Below are 20,511 nucleotides of genomic sequence, written 5' to 3'. Positions count from 1 at the left end.
TGTGGTTACAATAGCAGAGAGGATACACCTGTTCCCATTCCGAACACAGAAGTTAAGCTCTCTAGCGCTGATGGTACTTGGTGGGAAACTGCCTGGGAGAGTAGGACGTAGCCACGTAATTTTTTTTGAGTAAATTTATAAAAAATAAAAAATTTTTATTTTTTGTGTTTAGACATGGCAAATTTGGGACATAATATAATTATAAAACTTAATAGCAAAAATAAATTACTCAATCTCCCCCACTTAAAGGCCTCTATCCCCCATAGAGGTCTTTTTTATTATGTCTAATTTGCTATATCAGTTATTTTATTTATTTTAATTCTATCTTATTAGTCAGTATATTTATTTAAGTTTAGTATAATTTAACAGAAAATATATGTGATTTAACATCTATTTTAATAAATTTACTATATGTTCACTTTGTCTTAATATGTCCTTTACAAATAAAGAGTATTATTAATTTATAAGTAAATCGTATGACTAAACAAAGTATTTTGAGGAGGATAAAAAATGGCAGATATAAAACTAGAAAATGTCACAAAATCTTATGATAAAAAGAACACTGTTATAGAGAACTTGAACCTTACTATAGAAGATGGTTCTTTTACGGTATTGGTAGGCCCAAGTGGTTGTGGAAAATCTACTACACTAAGAATGATTGCTGGGCTTGAAGATATAACTTCAGGTAATTTAAAAATTGAAGAAAATGATGTAACAAGAACTGATGCAAGTAAGAGAGATATAGCTATGGTATTTCAGAATTATGCATTATATCCACATATGACTGTAAAAGAAAATATAGAATTTGGTTTAAAGAATAAAAAAGTTCCAAAAGAAAAAAGAGAAGAACTTATAACAGAGGTTATTGATATAGTTGGATTACAAGAATATTTAAATGTAAAGCCAGGAAATTTGTCTGGAGGACAAAGACAGAGAGTAGCATTAGCTAGAGCAATGGTTAAAAATCCAAAGGTATTTTTAATGGATGAACCATTATCAAATTTAGATGCAAAACTGAGAAATCAAATGAGGACAGAATTAATACAGTTACATCAAAAATTAAAATCTACATTTGTTTATGTAACTCATGACCAAGTCGAAGCAATGTCAATGGCGGATAAAATAGTTATAATGAACAAAGGAGAGATAATGCAAATAGGTTCTCCAAAAAAAATATATCAAGATCCTAAAAATTTGTTTGTGGCACAATTTATCGGAAATCCTTGTATGAACATATTAAATATGAAGGATAATATCAAACTTGGATTTAGGCCTGAAAAAGCTGTATTAGAAAGTATAAATATAGATATAAAAAATGATGATACTTTTAATTTACTTGGAAAGGTTATAACTAAAGAGGTATTAGGAAACGAAACTATATACTGTTTATCTGTTCTTGACAGTGAAGTAAGGGTTAAAACAGAAAACGATATATTTGATATAGGGAAAACTTTGAAAGTAAATGTATTAGAAAAGGATTTATATTATTTTAATAAAGATGGGCAAAGAATAGATGATATAAAAGAATGTAAGAATATGTATTCTAAAATCAAAGGAGATATTTATGAAAAAGCAATTTAATAAAGCATATTTATACATAACACCTGCAATTATAGGAACTTTACTGTTTATAGTATATCCAATAATTAAGACAATATCGCTGAGTTTCAAATCAGGAAGTCTTCTTAGTTCAACTTTCGAAAATGTAGGATTGAATAATTACACAGAGCTTTTAAAAAATCCAGAGTTTATACAAACTATAACGAATACTGCAATTTATACTTTTTTTATGGTAATTATATCTATATCACTAGCTATAGTACTTGCTGTTTGGTTAAATAAAAACTCTATAATACACAATTTGACACAAAGTATAATCTTTACACCACATGTAATTTCACTAGTATCTGTAGCTGTATTGTGGCTTTGGATTATGGAGCCACAGTATGGCTTTTTAAACTGGATACTGTCAACATTGCATTTACCAACATCAAAATGGCTTTCAAGTGAAAGTTCAGCTTTAATGTCATTGATTCTAATAGGAATATGGAAAACTCTTGGATACAATATTTTAATCGTGTTATCAGGTCTTAAATCGATACCAAACTATATATATGAGGCTTCTAAACTAGACAATGCAAACAAGATAACGAATTTCTTTAAGGTAACATTGCCATTATTATCGCCAACAATATTTTTTCTCATGATAACAACAACAACAGCATCATTTCAAGTGTTTGACGAAATAAGCATAATGACACAAGGTGGTCCATTAGGTTCAACTAACATGTTATCTTATTATATATATGAGTCTGGATTTATATATTACGATATAGGGCAAGCAAGTGCAGCAAGTATGTTTTTATTAGCCATAGTTATGATTGCTACATATGCTAATTTCAGACTATTATCAAAAAAAGTTCATTATCAATAAATAAAAAATATATATTATAAGGCGTGTTAAAAAGGAGGACAAAATGGACATTATAAGACCTATTAAAAAAGATAAAGCTGATATAAAGAAAATAGTATCAAAATCAATAGAAGTATTAATTCTACTACTTTTATCTGCAATATTTATATTCCCTTTTATATGGATGCTGTCAACATCTTTTAAAAACCCACAAGAAATGATGCAACTACCACCTACAATAATACCAAACGATATAGTACTAGGAAATTATACTACAGCATGGAATTCAGGACCATTTTTTAGATATTTATTAAATAGTATCTTTGTGACAGGTAGTATTTTAATCGTACAGTTTTTAGTGATGGTTCCTGCAGCTTATGCATTTTCTAAGATTAAATTTAGAGGTGAGAAGGTATTGTTTGGACTATTACTCATAGGACTTATGATTCCTCCACAAGTAACTTTTTTACCTGTATATATGATGATGAGTAAATTTGGATTTATAAATACATATGTGCCACTTATAATTCCATTTATGACATCTTCATTTGGTATATTTCTGCTTAGACAAAATTTTATGCAGATATCAGATGAGATTATTGAAGCAGCTAAATTAGACAATACTTCGGACTTAAAAATAATGTTTAAAATAATGGTTCCTATGGCAAAACCAGCAGTAATAACATTTATATTATTTAATTTTATATATCATTGGAATAACTATTTCTGGCCTTTAGTAATGACAAATACAGATGCAATAAGGACTTTACCAATCGGAGTAGCTCTTCTTAAATCTTCAGAAGGAATTACTGCATGGAATGTAATAATGGCAGGAAATATAATTTTAATTTTACCAATAATTCTTGTTTATATATTTGCAAATAAAAAAGTAAAAGAAGCTTTTATGTATTCAGGAATAAAATAAAAAGTCAAAAACTAAATTTGGAGGATGGAAATGAAGCTTAAAAGAAAATTAGCAACAGGATTAGCAATAACATTATTATTAGGTTCTTTAGTTGGGTGTTCAAATTCTAATGACTCAAATACATCTAAAGGAGAAAAGACAGATAGCAATATTACAAAGATAGATTTCTGGGCACCTTTGGGTGGAACTAATGGTGAAACTGCACAAAAAATGGTTGACCAGTTTAATAGTGAACATAAAGACATACAAGTAAATATGCTAAAACAAAAAGATTACTATGAAAATGCAACAAAATTACAAGCTGCATTAACTTCTAAAGACCAACCAGATGTAACATTATTAGAAATAACTCAAACAGGTACATTTGCATCAGCAGGAGCTTTAGTAGATATGAGTAAATACTTTGATAAGGCATACCAAGAAAGATTTTTTTCTGGTCTTCTAACAAATTCATATTATGAAAATAAGTTTGTTGGTATGCCATTTAATAGAAGTACACCAATACTATACATAAATAAGGATATGGCAGTTAAAGCAGGCCTTGACCCTTCAGGACCAAAGTCATGGGAAGAACTTAAAACATATGCTAGTAAAATGACAAACAAATCAGAAGATACTTATGGATTTGAAACTCCAATAGATATTTGGTTCTATGAAGCTATGGTAATGCAAAGTGGAGGAGAAATAACTGATGGAAAAAAAGTAGCATTCAATAATGAAGCAGGTCAAGCACCAGTTAAATTCTGGCAAGATATGATGAAATCTGGAATAATGAAAATGCCACCTGGTGAAGATTATAATGCTTGGGATGTAGCAAAGCAAGATTTTGTAAATGGTAAAGTTGGTATGATATTTACATCAACAGCAGATTTAGCAGGTCTTATGCAACAAACAGACGGTAAGTTTGAAATATCAACAGCATTTTTACCAAAAAATCAAAAATATGCAACGCCTACAGGGGGAGCAAACTTAGTTATGCTTGAAGGTGGAACAGACAAAGAAAAAGATGCAAGTGCAGAATTTATGGAATGGATGACTCAAACAGATAAAATAGTTCAATTTAGTTCATCAACAGGATATCTGCCAACAACTGAAGATGCAACTAAATCAGAAAAATTACAAACATTGTATAAAGAAAAGCCACAATATAAAGTTGCAACTGACCAATTACAATATGCTGTTGCCCTTCCAATGTTAAATGGATATAAAGAAGCAACTGATAAGTTAATGGATGAGATTAAAAAAGGTCTTACTGATTTAAATGTGGCGCCAAAAGATGCAGTAAGCAAAGGAACTTCTGCAATGCAAGCAGTAATAGACAAGACTAATAAATAATTATAGACAGGTATGAAATGTTGATAAAATATCACCTGTAACATATATAGATTATAGATTGATTGAACGTATCCAATAATATATGAATGAAGAGGTAATGTAAATGACAAAAGTTATAGTATTATCAGTAGATTCTTTATTTGAAAAAGATTTAGAATTTGTAAAGAATCTACCAAATTTTAAATCTATCTTAGAAAATTGTTCTATGGTGAAAAATATAAATTGTGTATATCCAACTTTAACATATCCTTGTCATACAAGTATGGTTACAGGAGTATATCCTAAAAAACATGGAATATATCATAATGAAAAATTTGACCCAAATAAAGAAAATAAAGATTGGTATTGGTATTCAAAAGATATAAAAGTAAAGACAATTATAGATGTAGCAAAGGACAATAATCTGACTACTTCTAGTATCTTATGGCCTGTAATGGGTGCAAATCCAAATATAGATTATAATATTGCAGAGATATGGGCTCCTAATAGAGAAGATGACCCAAGAGAAATTTTTGAAAAAAGTTCAAGTAAGGTTATAATGGATAGTATTTATGATAGACATTGTCACTATATTGATTGGAAATTAGAGCCTAATATGGATTTGTTTGGAGTAAATTGTGCTATAGATGTAATAAAAGAATATAATCCAGATTTAATGTTAATACATCTAGCAACTTTGGACCATACACGACATAACCATGGTTTGTTTAATGAAAAAGTAAATGAAGCCTTGAAAATGAATGATAAATGGTTAGGAGATATAATTCAAGCTACAAAGGATGCAGGTACATATGAAGATACAAATTTTATAATACTCGGAGACCATGGTCATCTTAGAGTTGATAAAGTTGTAAATCCAAATGTTTTACTTAAATCACATGGATTTATAACAGTAGAAAATGGAGTAGTTAAGAATTTTGATGCCTATGTAAATTCGTCAGGTATATCAGCACAGATAATAGTAAATAACTCAAATAGATTAGAAGAGTTGAGAGTATTGCTTGAAGAGTTTAAAGAAGAATTATTTATAGAGAATATATTTACCAGAGAAGAAGCATCCAATCTTGGACTTGAAGGCGACTTTGAAATGGTAATTGAAGGAATTGAAGGAATTTCATTTGGAAATGATTTAGAAGGAAATATTATAAAGGATTCTGATATAAAAGATTACAAGTTTGCTGTTGCTACACATGGTCATTTACCTACTAAGGGGAATAGACCTCCGTTTATAGCTTTTGGACCTAAAATAAAAACAGGCGTAGTAGAGGAAGAAGGCGACTTAAGAGCTCATGCAGCAACTATATTAAGACTATTCGATTTGAAGCTAGACGGAGTTGAAAAAGAAGCATTTGATTTCATTATATAAACTGGATAAAGTATTTATTTTCCATTACTTATAGACTTCTATTATAAAGATAGAAGTCTTTTTTTATATTTTAGATTTAAGTAAAATTTAAATGGGTAAAATATTTAAAATAACTGAAACAATTCTAGAAAGGTATGATATAATAATACATGTTAGGAACTAATGTTCGAAAAGAAGGAGTGATACTATGGATTTTAAAATAAAGTCAGACTTCAAACCAACAGGTGACCAACCAGAAGCTATTAAATCAATAGTGGATTCTATAAATAGAAATGAAAAATTTTCGACATTGTTAGGTGTAACAGGTTCAGGAAAAACATTCACAATGGCAAATATAATACAACAAGTTAAAAAACCTACCCTAATAATGGCTCATAATAAAACACTAGCAGCACAACTTTATAGTGAGTTTAAAGAATTTTTCCCAGACAATGCAGTTGAATATTTTGTAAGTTACTATGATTACTATCAACCAGAGGCATATATAGCTCACAGTGACACTTATATAGAAAAAGATGCAAGTATAAATGACGAAATAGATAAACTTCGACATTCTGCTACAGCATCTATTTTAGAAAGAAGAGATACTATAATAATATCTTCAGTATCTTGTATATATGGTTTGGGGGACCCAAAAGATTATAAAGAACTTATGTTATCTATAAGACCTGGTATGCAGAAGGATAGAGATGATGTAATAAAAAGGTTAATAGAGATACAATATGAAAGAAATGATATAAATTTTACAAGAGGGACTTTTAGAGTTAGAGGAGATATATTAGAAATATTTCCAGCTAGCAATGATGAAAAAGCAATAAGAATAGAGTTCTTTGGTGATGAAATAGATAGAATAACAGAAATTGATTATGTAACAGGAAAGATTGTTGGGACAAGAAATCATGTTGTTATCTTCCCCGCATCTCACTATGTAACAACACCAGAAAGAATTGAAAATGCAATTGTTCAAATTGAAGATGAACTTCAACAACAAATTGAGACTTTTAAAGAAAATGATAGGCTTTTAGAAGCACAACGGATTGAGCAAAGAACGAAGTATGACATAGAAATGTTAAAGGAGATAGGGTTTTGTCAGGGGATAGAAAACTACTCAAGGCATATTACTGGAAGAGAAGAAGGAGAAAGACCATATACATTAATGGATTTCTTTCCAGATGATTATTTGATAATTGTAGATGAGGCACATGTTACTATTCCGCAAGTAAGAGGAATGTACGCAGGAGATAGATCAAGAAAAACATCTCTTATAGAAAATGGATTTAGATTACCTTCTGCACTTGATAATAGACCGTTAAATTTTCAAGAATTTGAAGGAAACATAAATCAAATATTGTTTGTAAGTGCTACACCAGGTCCTTATGAAATTCAACATTCTGAGACTATAGCTGAACAGATAATAAGACCAACAGGCCTTTTAGACCCAATTGTAGAAGTAAGACCTATAAATAATCAGATAGATAATTTAGTAGGGGAAATAACTAAAACAATAGAAAAAAATGAAAGAGTGCTTATAACCACTTTAACTAAAAAAATGAGTGAAGATTTAACTAATTACCTTAAAGAAATAGGAATAAAAGTTAAATATCTACATTCAGATATAGTTACATTAGAAAGAACAGAGATAATAAGAGACTTAAGACTAGGAAAATTTGATGTACTTGTAGGAATAAATTTACTTAGAGAAGGTCTAGATATACCAGAGGTTTCACTTATAGCAATTTTAGATGCAGACAAAGAAGGTTTCTTACGTTCCGAAACAGCATTAATACAAACTATTGGACGTGCAGCTAGAAATGAAAATGGAAGAGTTATTATGTATGCTGATAGGATAACTGATTCAATGCAAAATGCTATTGATGAGACAAAAAGAAGAAGAGCTATACAGAATTTATATAATGAAGAACACAACATAACTCCTAAGACTATACAAAAAAGTGTAAGAGATAGTATAGAAGCAACTAAGGTTGCAGAGGAAGAAGTTGTCTATGGAATAACTGATACAGATGATAAAGAAGAGATAAAAGATAATATAGAAAAATTAAAATCAGAGATGATGGAAGCTGCTCAAAACTTACAATTTGAGAGAGCGGCAGAATTAAGAGATAAGGTAAAACAGTTGGAAGAAAAATTGGAAAAATAGAAAGGTAAAAACAAGGTTATGGAAGATAAAATTATAATAAGAGGAGCAAAAGAGCATAATTTAAAAAATGTAGATTTAGAGTTACCAAGAGATAAGTTTATAGTTTTTACAGGATTGTCTGGTTCTGGAAAGTCATCTTTGGCATTTGATACGATATATGCAGAAGGCCAAAGAAGATATGTAGAGAGTTTGTCTGCTTATGCTAGACAGTTTTTAGGGCAAATGGAAAAGCCAAATGTAGAATATATTGAAGGTCTATCACCAGCTATTTCAATAGATCAGAAGACTACTTCAAAGAATCCACGCTCTACAGTTGGAACAGTAACAGAAATATATGACTATTTGAGATTGTTATTTGCAAGAGTAGGCGATGTATATTGTCCTACATGTGGTGAAAAAATAAGTCAAATGACTATTCAAGAAATAGTTGATAAAATGCTAGATTTTCCAGATAGAACTAAGTTGCAAATACTTTCGCCAATTGTTAGAGGTCAAAAAGGTACACATAAAAAGGTCTTAGATAATATTAAAAAAGAAGGATTTGTAAGAGTTAGAGTTGATGGAGAAAACTATGAAGTAAGTGATGATATTGTTTTAACTAAAAACCAAAAACACAGTATAGAAGTAGTAGTGGATAGAATAGTAGTCAAAGATGGAATAGAATCTAGACTTGCAGATTCAATTGAAACTGCGGTTAAACTATCAGATGGTCTTGTAATAGCTCAAATAATAGATGGAGAAGAGATTCTTTTCTCAACTAAATTTGCATGTCCAGAACATGGAATTGGGATAGAAGAATTATCTCCAAGAATGTTTTCATTTAATGCTCCTTTTGGAGCTTGTGATGTTTGTAATGGTCTTGGAGAAAGTAAAGAAGTTGACCCAGAACTAGTTGTACCAAATAAAGATTTATCAATAAAACAAGGTGCAGTGGCTGCTTGGGGTTCAACAGGTGTCAACGACGATACTTATTATAGCAAAATGATAAAAAGTTTAGCGGAGCATTTTAAGGTATCTTTGACAACTCCATTTAAAGATTTACCAGAAGATTTTGTTCAAGAGTTACTTTATGGTAAGGATAATATAATGGTAGAGTTTGTTTATGAATCAAAATTTGGAGGAACTAGAAATTATAAATCATATTTTGAAGGAGTAGTAGTAAACTTAGAGAGAAGATACAAAGAAACTAACTCAGAGTATATGAGAGACAAAATTGAAGAATATATGGCAGAAAGACCTTGTCCAAAATGTAAGGGATTGAGACTTAAAAAAGAGGTTTTATCTGTTTTAGTTGATGGAAAAAATATAATGGAAGTAACAAACTTATCTGTTAACGAATTGATAGATTTTATGGAAAATGTAACTCTTACAGAAAAGCAAAGATTTATAGCTCATGAGATTATAAAAGAGATAAAGGGAAGAGCTAAGTTTTTAAGAGATGTTGGTCTTGATTATTTGAATTTATCAAGAAAAGCTGGAACACTTTCAGGAGGAGAAGCGCAACGTATAAGATTAGCAACTCAAATCGGTTCAGCATTAGTTGGAGTGTTATATGTGCTTGATGAGCCAAGTATAGGTCTTCATCAAAGAGATAATGACAGACTTATAGGAACTCTTAGACATCTAACAGATTTAGGAAATACTTTAATTGTCGTAGAACATGATGAAGATACAATGAGAGAAGCTGATTATGTTATAGACATTGGACCTGGTGCAGGTATACATGGTGGTGAGATAGTTGCACAAGGAACTTTAGATGAAATAATAGAAAATGAAAACTCAATAACAGGTCAGTACTTAAGTGGAAAAAAACAAATATTAGTTCCTGAGACTACTAGAGAAGGAAATGGAAGTTTTATAGAAGTAATCAAAGCATCAGAAAATAACCTAAAAAATATTGATGTAAAATTGCCATTAGGTAAGTTTACATGTATAACAGGTGTTTCAGGTTCTGGGAAAAGTACACTAATAAATGACATACTTTATAAAGGTGTTGCAAGTAAAGTGAATAGACTAAAACAAAGAGCTGGTAAGCACAAAGAAATAAAAGGAATTGAAAATATAGATAAGGTTATAAATATTGACCAAAGTCCAATTGGAAGAACACCTCGTTCAAATCCAGCTACTTATACAGGGGTATTTGATTTTATAAGGGATATTTTTGCTGCTACTAATGAAGCTAAAGCAAGAGGATATAAAAAGGGAAGATTTAGTTTTAATGTAAAAGGTGGTAGATGTGAAGCTTGTAAAGGTGATGGAATAATAAAAATAGAGATGCACTTTCTACCAGATGTATATGTTCCTTGTGAGGTTTGTAAGGGTGAAAGATACAATAGGGAAACATTACAAGTAAAATACAAAGATAAAACTATATCTGATATACTAGATATGAATGTAGAAGAAGCTGTTGAGTTTTTTGAAAATATACCAAACATAAAAAGAAAGCTGGATACATTGATGGATGTAGGTCTTTCATACATTAAATTAGGACAGCCTTCAACTCAATTGTCTGGAGGAGAAGCACAACGTATAAAATTAGCATCAGAACTTAGTAAAAGACCAACAGGAAAGACTTTATATATATTAGATGAACCTACTACAGGACTTCATATGGCAGATGTAGATAAGTTAATTCACGTATTACAAAGATTAGCAGATACAGGAAATACAATTATAGTTATAGAACATAATCTAGATGTTATAAAGACTTGTGATTATGTAATAGACCTAGGCCCAGAGGGTGGAGATAAAGGTGGAACTATAGTTGCAACTGGAACACCAGAAGAAGTATCTAAAGTTGAAGGGTCTTATACAGGTCAATTCTTAAGTAAATATTTCTCTTAGGTTATATAAACTGTGTAAAATTTTAACTGTAAATATATAAAAATAAGTTGAAAATATTAGAAGTAAATAAATTAAAAATAAATTGTAGATAATTACCAAACATAAAGTCCATATTGTTCTTCGTATTTGAGATTGCTTTTAAATCAATTATAGAAGATGATATGGACTTTAACTTGTGTACAATGCTGGAAATTGAATAACTTTTTAATTTTCACATTTTAGGGTATAATTTTAATATAAAACTTAATGTTTTGGAGGGCGATATGTTTGATATACAAGACCACTTAAAAAAATTACCTTCTGAGCCTGGTGTATATTTAATGAAGGATAAATACGACCATATAATATATGTGGGAAAAGCCATATCTCTAAAAAATAGAGTAAGGCAGTATTTTCAATCTTCAAAAAACCATACATCTAAAGTAAAATCTATGGTTAAGAATATATATAAATTTGAATACATTATAACAGATTCAGAGTTGGAAGCATTAATACTTGAATGTAATTTAATAAAAAGATATAGACCAAAGTATAATGTGTTACTTAGAGATGATAAAACTTACCCATATATTAAGGTGACTACAAATGAAGATTATCCAAGGATTTTAAAGGTTAGAAGGGTTCTTAAAGATAAAGCAAAGTATTTTGGACCATATACTAATATAACTGCGGTAAATGATACTTTAGACCTTATAAACAGTACCTATCCAATAAGAAGTTGTAAAATTGACATAGAAAAAGCGATAAAAAATAAAACAAGACCTTGTTTAAACTTACACATAAATAAGTGCTTAGGACCTTGTACAGGAAATGTATCCAAAGAAGAATATGGAAAGATGATAGAAGAAATTATAATGTGTCTATCGGGGAAAGAAGAAAAGTTGATGGAGCTCTTAAAAGAAAAGATGAATGAGAGTTCTATGAATTTTAGATTTGAAGAAGCAGCTATATATAGAGATAAAATAAAGAGTCTTGAAGAAATGATACAAAAACAAAAAATAGATGCTACTGTAACCGATTTAAATCAGGATGTAGTTGCGATGGCAAGAGCTCATAATGAAGCCTGTGTACAAGTATTTTTTATTAGAAATGGTAAGATTGTTGGGAGAGAACACTTTATACTAGAAGGGATAATGGATAGCCCAAGAGCTTCTATATTGAGTTCATTTGTAAAACAATTTTACAATGAGCAAGAATATATACCTAAAGAACTAATTATAGAAGATGAGATAGAAGACAGTTGTATATTAGAAGAATGGCTATCGTCTAAAAAAGGGCAAAAAGTAACAATAAGAGTACCACAAAAAGGAGAGAAAAAAAGCCTAGTTGAAATGGTGAGAAAAAATGCAGTAGAGTACCTTGAAAAATTTTCTGATATGAACAAAAGGAAATATGAAAAAAGTATTGGAGCATTAGAAGAATTAAAACGATTGTTAAACTTAGAAAAATTGCCAATAAGAATAGAGTCTTTTGATATATCAAATATACAAGGAGTAGATTCAATTGGCTCTATGGTAGTCTATACAAATGCTAAAAAAGATAAAAAAGAGTATAGAAGATATAAAATAAAAACAGTCATTGGACCTAATGATTATGATTCCATGGCTGAAATTGTAGATAGAAGATTGAAACATGGAAATTTACCTGACCTTATATTGTTGGATGGAGGAAAGGGACAGGTTAGCGCTGTAAAAAAAGTATTAGAACTTAATGATGTAGACATACCACTTTGGGGAATGTACAAAGACGATAAGCATAGGACTAAAGGGTTAATATGTAAAGAAAAAGAAATCGAGTTGGATAAGACAACTAGTTTATATAGATTTATTGCTAGTATACAAGAAGAAGTTCATAATTATGCAATAACATATCATAGAAGTCTAAGAAATAAAGCTTTGACAAAATCTATCTTAGATGATATACAAGGGATAGGTGAAAAAAGAAAAAAAGCACTGATGAGTCATTTTAAAGATGTAGAAGCCATAAAAGAAGCTACTTTTGAAGAACTTTTAGAAGTAGAAGGAATGAATAAAAGCATTGCAGAGAATGTTTATAATTTTTTTAGGAAGGAAGAAAATTGATGGAAACTAGCAATAAAGTATCAATAAGAGAAATAATAAAAGATTTAAAACTTAAAGTAGTATACATGCCTGATGATGTAGATTATTATGTATACTCTCAAGATATAAATAGACCAGGTTTACAATTTGCAGGATATTTTGATTACTTTGCATATGAGAGAATACAAATAGTTGGAAAAACAGAATATAATTTCTTTGGATTGATGGATAATGAAATTCGAGAAGAGGTACTAAATAGATTTTTCTCATATGAAATACCAGCTTTAATAATTTCTAGAGATTTAGAAATAAAACCAGATGTGATTGAAAAGGCTAAAAAGTATAAGAGAATACTTTTAAGTACAAACAGAAACACAACTAGACTTATAAATAGATTATCAAACTATTTAGATAATAAGTTAGCACCACATACAACGATTCATGGAGTTTTAGTTGATATTTATGGTATAGGTGTTTTGATAAAGGGTGAGAGTAGTATAGGAAAGTCAGAAACAGCATTAGAACTAATTCAGAGAGGTAATAGATTAGTTGCAGATGATGCTGTAGAAATAAGAAAATTAGATGAAAGTATGTTGATGGGTCAGTCTCCTGAATTAATAAGACATTTCCTAGAGATAAGAGGAATAGGTATAATAGACGTCAGAAGTCTATATGGTGTAGGAGCTATCAAAAATTCTAAAATGATAGATTTAGTAGTACATTTAGAAGCTTGGGATGAAAATAAGTATTATGATAGGCTTGGATTAGATAAAGAATATGAAGAAATACTTGGTGTTAATGTAGAGAAGTTAGTTGTTCCTGTAAAGCCTGGAAGAAATACTGCTATGATACTAGAAGTAGCAGCAATGAATTTTAGACAAAGAGGAATGGGGTATGATGCAGCTCAAGAATTTACTAAGAAACTATCAAAACTTATTGATACTAAGTAATAGAGAGTGCATATAAAATAAAATTGTATAGAATAGTTATAAAATATATATTATATAATTGGAGTTTAAATTAGCTTTTAAGGTTATTAGTTTAAATTTAATACTATATTTAAATTTATTATATGATAAGGAAGTTGGAGTCTTTATGGGAATGAACTATTTTAGTAAGCTTTTAGAAAGTACTACTGAAAAAGAACTGCTCTTAAATAAAAAATCAAATAATATAAGTACAGCTAGATTAATATCTTTTTTAATATTGATAGCGGGATTTGCTATTGGATTTTACAATAAAAATATAGTAGGTATTTTTGTTGGAATTGTAGCATTGATTCTATTTATTTCACTTTTAGTTATTCATAATAAAATAAAAGAGGAAGAATCGTATTTTAAGAGTAAGTGTGAAGTGCTGGATAAGTATGTTAAGAGATTTGGTGATGAGTGGAAAGAATTCAAAATAGATGGAAAAGAATATATACAAGAAGAAAATTCACAAGCAAAAGATTTAGACTTATTTGGAAGAGCATCACTATATCAGTATATTTGTATAGCTAATACATCCTATGGAAAGAAGTCTTTAGCTAAGTCCTTATGGAATGAAAATCCAAACGATAATATAATCCTAGAAAGACAAACAGCAGTAAAAGAGCTATTATCAAAACAGGATTTTTCTATCCATATTCAGACCTTGAGTAATATAATTGGTAAGGAACAAAAAACCAACTCTGATGGAAGTATAGAGTCATTTATAGAGTATGGAGAAGATAAAAAAGTATATATACCTAAGTGGATGCATGTTTTTACTTGGGGTTTGCCTACTGCAACAATACTATCTTTTATATTTTTTATATTAGGGTTTTTGCCTGTGCTACCTGTTTTTTTACTTTTTGTACTTCAGCTAGGATTTGGTGGGTTTGGGAATACAAAGCTTATGCAGACTTTATCCCCATTATTCTCATTTAGTAGAAGTATACAAGTATATGAAAAGATGTTTGAAGTTTTAGAGAAAGAGACATTTGAAAGCCCATATTTAAAAGAATTACAAGCAAAACTTTCTAAAGGTAATGGTGTTTCAAAAGGTATTAAACAGCTGAACTCAATAGGTAATGCAGTAAACTTAAGATATAATCAAATAGTTTATATACTTGCTTGTGGTGTTCTTATGTGGAATTATCACTGTGCAGAATCTCTAGAAAGATGGAAAAGTGTATATGGAAATCAAATTAGAGGATGGCTTGAATCTATTGGAGAGTTTGAAGCTTTGATAAGTTTAACTATTATTGGTCAAGTAAAAGAAAATACATGTTTTCCAATAATAAAAAGCGAAAGTATTCCAAAGTTAGAAGTTGAAGAAGTATACCATCCATTAATAGCAGAGAAAAGTGTTGTAGCAAATTCAATAAAATTAAATTCTCAAACCTGTATCATTACAGGTTCAAATATGTCAGGGAAGACGACATTTTTAAGAAGTATTGGTGTAAATTTAGTATTGGCGTATGCAGGTGCTCCAGTATGTGCTAAAAATTTTGATGCCACATGTATGTATATATTTACATCTATGAGAATACAAGATGATGTAAGCCAAGGTATATCAACTTTTTATGCTGAAATTCTCAGAATAAAATCAATGATTCAATATAGTATAAAAGAATTACCGATGTTAGTTTTAGTTGATGAGATTTTTAAAGGAACTAACTCTGCTGATAGAATTATTGGAGCAAGTGAGGCAGTAAAGAAACTATCAAAGCCATGGATTATAAGTATGGTTACAACACATGATTTTGAGTTATGTGACCTTTCAAGTGGTGGAGATGTAGAGATTGTAAACTACCATTTTTCAGAGTACTATGTTGATGATAAAATCTATTTTGACTATGCCATAAAAGATGGAAGATGTAAGACTACAAATGCAAAACAGCTTATGAAAATGGCAGGGATACTTTAAGAAAGATAAGCGTAGAAATGTAGCTTATTATGATTAAAATAGAAAGGATTGTATAAAGTACTTAAAAGCACTTTATACAATCCTTTTATTTGAGAATATTTTAGTTTTCAATTTGTTAAAATTTATTTAGCTTCTTCACAAGCACATTCTTTTGGACATTCTTCATAAATACAACTCTTATCAAAGTAATGAGTATGAAGGTATTTATGAGCTACATCGCTATTTGGATCTCCAAAGAAGTCTTTATAAATAGCTTGTAAGTCAGGATTTTCATGAGACTTACGAATAGCCTTATTTCTATCTATCTCATACAATGCATTAGCACGTCTATCAATTATATCAGTATTACCATGATGGTAAGGTTGACCAGCTCCTCCAACACATCCACCAGGGCATGCCATAACTTCTATGATATGGTATTTACATTCTCCACTTCTAACTTTATCCATCATTTTTCTAGCATTTTTAAGTGTATTTACAATACATACATTGACTGTAGTTCCATCAACATCTATACTTGCTTCTCTGATTCCCTTAAGCCCTCTAACATTAGTAAAGTTTACATTATCTAAAGTTTTGTTAGTTATCTTTTCATATGAAGTACGTAGAGCAGCTTCTAAAACTCCACCACTTGCTCCAAATATAGACGCAGCACCAGTAGATTTTCCTAATGGATTATCAAAATCCTGGTCTTGAAGATTAGGTAAATCAATAGCAGCTTCTTTTATCATCTTAGCTAGCTCTCTAGTAGTTATAGAAAGGTCAACATCTAATATTCCAGATTCACTTAATTCTTCTCTTGAAGCTTCATACTTCTTAGCTACACAAGGCATTACAGATACAACATAAAGGTCATCTGGATTAATTCCTAGTATTTTAGGTGCATAGTAATTCTTAGCTATAGAACCAAACATACCTTGAGGAGATTTACAGCTAGATGCTAGATTTAATTGGTCTGGATAATTGTGTTCTAAGAAGTTTACCCATGCAGGGCAACAGCTTGTTAATATAGGTAGATTTTCACCTTTTTGAATTCTTTCTATAAATTCAGTAGCTTCTTCCATTATAGTGAAGTCTGCACCAAAGTTTGTATCGAATACATGCTCAAACCCAAGTGCTTTTAAAGCAGCAACCATTTTTCCTGTAGATATTGAACCTGGTTCTAATCCAAACTCTTCACCAATAGCAACTCTTACAGCAGGGGCAACTTGCACTACTATAGTTTTTTCTTTTTTATTTAAAACATCCCATAGTTTAGGAACATTATCTACTTCTGTTAACGCTCCAGTTGGACAGACAGAAATACATTGGCCACAGAATGTACACTCTGTTTCAACCATATCAGCATTAAAAAATGTACTAACTAAAGTATTAAATCCACGATTAACTCCAGATAATGCTCCAACTGTTTGGATATCATTACATACAGTTTCACATCTTCTGCATAATATACATTTAGAATGGTCTTTAACTAAAGATTTAGTAGAGGTATCTTTACCTGCAAAAGACTTAGAACCTTGATATCTTATCTTTCTTACTCCTAAATCAGCAGCTATAGTTTGTAATTCACAGTCTCCATTTTTTTCACATATAAAGCAATCTTGTGGATGGTCTGATAATAGTAACTCAACAATAGTTCTACGAGCATTTAATGCTTTAGCACTATTAGTTTGAACTCTCATACCTTCCTTTATAACTGTTCCACAAGCTGGAACTAAACCTCTCTCTGTCTCAACCATACAAACACGACAAGAAGCACAAGTATCAAGCTTATCTATCTCATTCATATGTAAATGACAAAGGTTATGTATTTTTATATTTATTAGTTTTGCAGCATCTAAGATAGAAGTTCCACTAGGTGCTGAAACATGTTTGCCATTGATAGTTAAATTAACTAAACTCATTGTTATTCCTCCTCCAAATAAGTTATTTCTTGATTATAGCATTAAATGTACAATTATCTATACAAGCACCACATTTTAGACACTTAGAAGTATCTATTGTATGTTGTTCTTTAACAGAACCTGTTATACAACCAGCAGGACACACTCTAGAACATTTTGTACAACCCTTACAAGCATCTGTTATGAAGTAAGAAAGTAAGTTTTGACATTTGCCAGCAGGACATTTCTTATCTACAACATGTGCTATATACTCATCTTTGAAATATTGAAGAGTACTTAAAACAGGGTTTGGAGCAGCTTTACCAAGACCACATAATGAAGCAGTTTGTATAGTTTCAGCAAGGTTTTCTAGGTCGTCTAAATCTTGTAGAGTACCATTACCTTCTGTAATTTTAGTTAATATTTCTAATAATCTCGTAGTACCTATACGACAAGGTGTACATTTACCACAAGATTCTTCAACAGTAAACTCAAGGAAGAATTTGGCTATATCTACCATACAGTCAGATTCATCAAGAACAAGCATACCACCAGAACCCATCATTGAGCCTATAGAGCTTAATGAACCAAAATCTATAGGTATATCTAAATGTTCAGTTGGTATACATCCACCAGACGGTCCACCTGTTTGAACTGCCTTGAAGTTTTTGCCTTCAGGAATTCCTCCACCAATTTCAAATACAATATCTCTTAAAGTAGTACCCATTGCAACTTCAACAAGACCTACATTTTCTACTTTTCCACCAAGAGCAAAAACTTTAGTACCACTAGAATCATCAGTACCTAAGTTAGCAAACCAATCTCCACCATTAAGTATGATTGCTGGAATATTAGCAAAAGTTTCAACATTGTTTAAGCAAGTAGGAGATTTCCATAATCCACTTTTAGAAGAACTATAAGTCTTCATTCTAGGTTCACCACGTCTACCTTCAATTGAATGCATTAAAGCTGTACCTTCACCACAAACGAAAGCTCCTGCACCGTATTTTAATTCTAATTTGAAGTTAAATCCAGTACCTAAAATATTTTCACCAAGTAAGCCATGTGCTTCAGCTTGAGCTATAGCTACTTTTAGTCTTTCTATAGATTTTGGATATTCAGCTCTTATATATATGTACCCTGTATCAGAACCTATAGCATATCCACATATTGCCATAGCTTCTAGTACACTATGAGGGTCTCCTTCAAGTACAGATCTATCCATGAATGCACCAGGGTCTCCTTCATCAGCATTACAGACAACGAATTTTTTATCAGTTGGGCCAGCAGGATTCTTTGAAGCAGCTTCCCATTTAGAACCTGTAGGGAATCCAGCTCCTCCTCTACCACGAAGACCAGAAGTCTTTACTTCTGCAATAACTTCTTGAGGAGTAAGAGTCGTTAAACATTTACCTAGAGCTAAATAACCATCATTAGCAATATAATCCTCTAAACTATCTGGGTCTATAAGCCCACAATTCTTTAGAGCTATACGTAATTGTTTTTTGTAGAAAGACATTTCTTCTTGTGCTTCTACTTTTTTATTTAAAGATTCTTCTTCATATAATAATTCCTCAACAACTGTATTTCTAATTAAGTGATTTTGAACTATCTTTTCAGCATCAGATGGTTCAACTTTCACATAGAAAACGTTATCAGGATAAACTTTTACGATAGGACCTTGAGCACAGAAACCAAAACAACCTGTTAAACGAACATCAACCTTGTCTTGTATTCCTGATTTTTTTATTTCATTTTCTAACTCACTAACTATTTCCATACTGTTTGAAGATGTACATCCAGTATCACAACAAACAAGTAATTCTCTTCTTAATACATTTTCCTTAGAATAATTTTTTCTTAGGCTAAGACTAGGTTTTAGCTCATCAGCTAAAACTTTTAATTCATCAAATGAATTTACTTTACGCATTATTTATTCACCCCTCTTAACAATTCAATTCTAATTCTCTATAAGTATCCAATATTTCGCTTACTTGATCTGGTTTTACTTTACCATAAACTTTACCATTTACAGTAACAACTGGAGCTAAACCACATGCCCCCAAACATCTTAAACCTTCTAAAGAAAATTTAAAATCACTAGTAGTTTCTCCAACTTTTATACCAAGCTGTTTTTCAAAAGCACTTAATATCTTATCAGCACCTTTTACAAAACATACAGTACCTAGACAGACACTTATTTTATACTTACCTACAGGTTCTGTAGTGAAATAAGAATAGAATGTAACAACCCCATATACCTTTGCAGGAGCTACTCCAAGTCTTTTAGCAACATGAAGTTGTACTTCTTTTGGAAGATATCCAAATATACCTTGAGCTTCATGTAGAACTTGTATCAAAGCACCTTCCTTTGTTGCAAGAGAGTCAATAAATATATCTAATTCGTCAAATAACTGCTTGTTGTGTGAAATAAAATCGCACATAACAAATCCCCCTTTTCTTTTTAAAGTTATTATTTTTCATAAAATAATTAACCATGAGTTGACACCAATATTATGTTGGTGAACAAAACCAAAACAATAAAGAAAGAATAATATACAACAATTTCTTTATTCATAAAAACAATGCAAAAAAGTTACCTATTAAAAAAAAACTATACTAGTCTATTATAATA

The 20,511-nt window shown here is 30.5% G+C and carries 13 protein-coding genes and 1 rRNA gene; 11 read left to right on the top strand and 3 right to left on the bottom strand.

Features of this window, described 5'->3' with window-relative positions:
• The 11 genes from rrf (at position 1) to IC219_RS17120 (ending at position 15,993) form a co-directional block, all read left to right on the top strand.
• Positions 1–117: ribosomal RNA gene (gene rrf / locus IC219_RS17170) — 5S ribosomal RNA — on the top strand.
• A gap of 393 nt (positions 118–510) precedes the next feature.
• Complete coding sequence (locus IC219_RS17165; protein WP_227831771.1) at positions 511–1,581, top strand: ATP-binding cassette domain-containing protein; 1,071 nt, start codon at positions 511–513, stop codon at positions 1,579–1,581.
• Positions 1,565–2,434 carry a carbohydrate ABC transporter permease gene (locus tag IC219_RS17160; protein WP_227435546.1) on the top strand — a complete coding sequence of 290 codons (870 nt, stop codon included), beginning with the start codon at positions 1,565–1,567 and terminating at the stop codon, positions 2,432–2,434. Before IC219_RS17165 ends, IC219_RS17160 begins: the two co-directional genes overlap by 17 nt.
• A 43-nt stretch (positions 2,435–2,477) precedes the next feature.
• Positions 2,478–3,338 (top strand): carbohydrate ABC transporter permease, encoded by an 861-nt coding sequence (locus IC219_RS17155; RefSeq protein ID WP_227831770.1) that lies wholly within the window; start codon positions 2,478–2,480, stop codon positions 3,336–3,338.
• A 30-nt stretch (positions 3,339–3,368) separates the two neighbouring features.
• On the top strand, positions 3,369–4,673 hold the full coding sequence (locus tag IC219_RS17150) for an ABC transporter substrate-binding protein (RefSeq protein ID WP_227481803.1): 1,305 nt from the start codon (positions 3,369–3,371) through the stop codon (positions 4,671–4,673).
• A 103-nt stretch (positions 4,674–4,776) separates the two neighbouring features.
• On the top strand, positions 4,777–6,039 hold the full coding sequence (locus tag IC219_RS17145; RefSeq protein WP_227831769.1) for an ectonucleotide pyrophosphatase/phosphodiesterase: 1,263 nt from the start codon (positions 4,777–4,779) through the stop codon (positions 6,037–6,039).
• A gap of 187 nt (positions 6,040–6,226) precedes the next feature.
• The gene (gene uvrB, locus IC219_RS17140) at positions 6,227–8,197 is read left to right on the top strand and encodes an excinuclease ABC subunit UvrB (protein ID WP_227831768.1); all 1,971 of its coding nucleotides are present in this window, start codon (positions 6,227–6,229) and stop codon (positions 8,195–8,197) included.
• 18 nt (positions 8,198–8,215) lie between these two features.
• Positions 8,216–11,041: an excinuclease ABC subunit UvrA gene (uvrA, locus tag IC219_RS17135; RefSeq protein WP_227435565.1), complete on the top strand. Its 2,826-nt coding sequence runs from the start codon at positions 8,216–8,218 to the stop codon at positions 11,039–11,041.
• Between the two features lie 263 nt (positions 11,042–11,304).
• A complete protein-coding gene (gene uvrC, locus IC219_RS17130) occupies positions 11,305–13,122 on the top strand; it encodes an excinuclease ABC subunit UvrC (protein ID WP_227831767.1) in 1,818 nt (605 codons plus the stop codon).
• Positions 13,122–14,051, top strand: a complete 930-nt coding sequence (gene hprK / locus IC219_RS17125) for an HPr(Ser) kinase/phosphatase (RefSeq protein ID WP_227435572.1) — start codon at positions 13,122–13,124, stop codon at positions 14,049–14,051. The genes uvrC and hprK overlap by 1 nt, the downstream gene beginning before the upstream one ends.
• 151 nt (positions 14,052–14,202) lie before the next feature.
• The gene (locus IC219_RS17120; protein WP_227831766.1) at positions 14,203–15,993 is read left to right on the top strand and encodes a MutS-related protein; all 1,791 of its coding nucleotides are present in this window, start codon (positions 14,203–14,205) and stop codon (positions 15,991–15,993) included.
• A 122-nt stretch (positions 15,994–16,115) separates the two neighbouring features.
• On the opposite strand, the gene IC219_RS17115 is transcribed toward IC219_RS17120, so the two are convergent.
• Genes IC219_RS17115 through IC219_RS17105 form a run of 3 tightly spaced genes read right to left on the bottom strand, consistent with a single transcriptional unit; the run spans position 16,116 to position 20,320 of the window.
• Positions 16,116–17,897, bottom strand: a complete 1,782-nt coding sequence (locus tag IC219_RS17115) for an NADH-dependent [FeFe] hydrogenase, group A6 (RefSeq protein WP_227435576.1) — start codon at positions 17,895–17,897, stop codon at positions 16,116–16,118.
• A 22-nt stretch (positions 17,898–17,919) separates the two neighbouring features.
• On the bottom strand, positions 17,920–19,806 hold the full coding sequence (locus tag IC219_RS17110) for an NADH-quinone oxidoreductase subunit NuoF (RefSeq protein WP_227831765.1): 1,887 nt from the start codon (positions 19,804–19,806) through the stop codon (positions 17,920–17,922).
• A gap of 16 nt (positions 19,807–19,822) precedes the next feature.
• Positions 19,823–20,320 carry a complex I 24 kDa subunit family protein gene (locus IC219_RS17105; RefSeq protein WP_227435580.1) on the bottom strand — a complete coding sequence of 166 codons (498 nt, stop codon included), beginning with the start codon at positions 20,318–20,320 and terminating at the stop codon, positions 19,823–19,825.
• Positions 20,321–20,511: the final 191 nt, after the last annotated feature.

It is taken from the genome of Clostridioides sp. ES-W-0018-02, from assembly GCF_020658175.1.
Lineage (GTDB): Bacteria > Bacillota > Clostridia > Peptostreptococcales > Peptostreptococcaceae > Clostridioides.
The sequence above is the reverse complement of the archived record's forward strand: the minus strand, read 5'-3'. Positions and strand labels throughout refer to the sequence as shown.

What these genes read in the sequence shown, in the direction of transcription:
- IC219_RS17120 (WP_227831766.1), top strand. Translation starts at nt 14,203, where the DNA reads ATGAACTATTTTAGTAAGCTTTTAGAAAGTACTACTGAAAAAGAACTG.
- IC219_RS17110 (WP_227831765.1), bottom strand. Translation starts at nt 19,806, where the DNA reads ATGCGTAAAGTAAATTCATTTGATGAATTAAAAGTTTTAGCTGATGAG.
- uvrA (WP_227435565.1), top strand. Translation starts at nt 8,216, where the DNA reads ATGGAAGATAAAATTATAATAAGAGGAGCAAAAGAGCATAATTTAAAA.
- hprK (WP_227435572.1), top strand. Translation starts at nt 13,122, where the DNA reads ATGGAAACTAGCAATAAAGTATCAATAAGAGAAATAATAAAAGATTTA.
- IC219_RS17105 (WP_227435580.1), bottom strand. Translation starts at nt 20,320, where the DNA reads ATGTGCGATTTTATTTCACACAACAAGCAGTTATTTGACGAATTAGAT.
- IC219_RS17160 (WP_227435546.1), top strand. Translation starts at nt 1,565, where the DNA reads ATGAAAAAGCAATTTAATAAAGCATATTTATACATAACACCTGCAATT.
- uvrB (WP_227831768.1), top strand. Translation starts at nt 6,227, where the DNA reads ATGGATTTTAAAATAAAGTCAGACTTCAAACCAACAGGTGACCAACCA.
- IC219_RS17145 (WP_227831769.1), top strand. Translation starts at nt 4,777, where the DNA reads ATGACAAAAGTTATAGTATTATCAGTAGATTCTTTATTTGAAAAAGAT.
- IC219_RS17150 (WP_227481803.1), top strand. Translation starts at nt 3,369, where the DNA reads ATGAAGCTTAAAAGAAAATTAGCAACAGGATTAGCAATAACATTATTA.
- IC219_RS17115 (WP_227435576.1), bottom strand. Translation starts at nt 17,897, where the DNA reads ATGAGTTTAGTTAATTTAACTATCAATGGCAAACATGTTTCAGCACCT.
- IC219_RS17155 (WP_227831770.1), top strand. Translation starts at nt 2,478, where the DNA reads ATGGACATTATAAGACCTATTAAAAAAGATAAAGCTGATATAAAGAAA.
- IC219_RS17165 (WP_227831771.1), top strand. Translation starts at nt 511, where the DNA reads ATGGCAGATATAAAACTAGAAAATGTCACAAAATCTTATGATAAAAAG.
- uvrC (WP_227831767.1), top strand. Translation starts at nt 11,305, where the DNA reads ATGTTTGATATACAAGACCACTTAAAAAAATTACCTTCTGAGCCTGGT.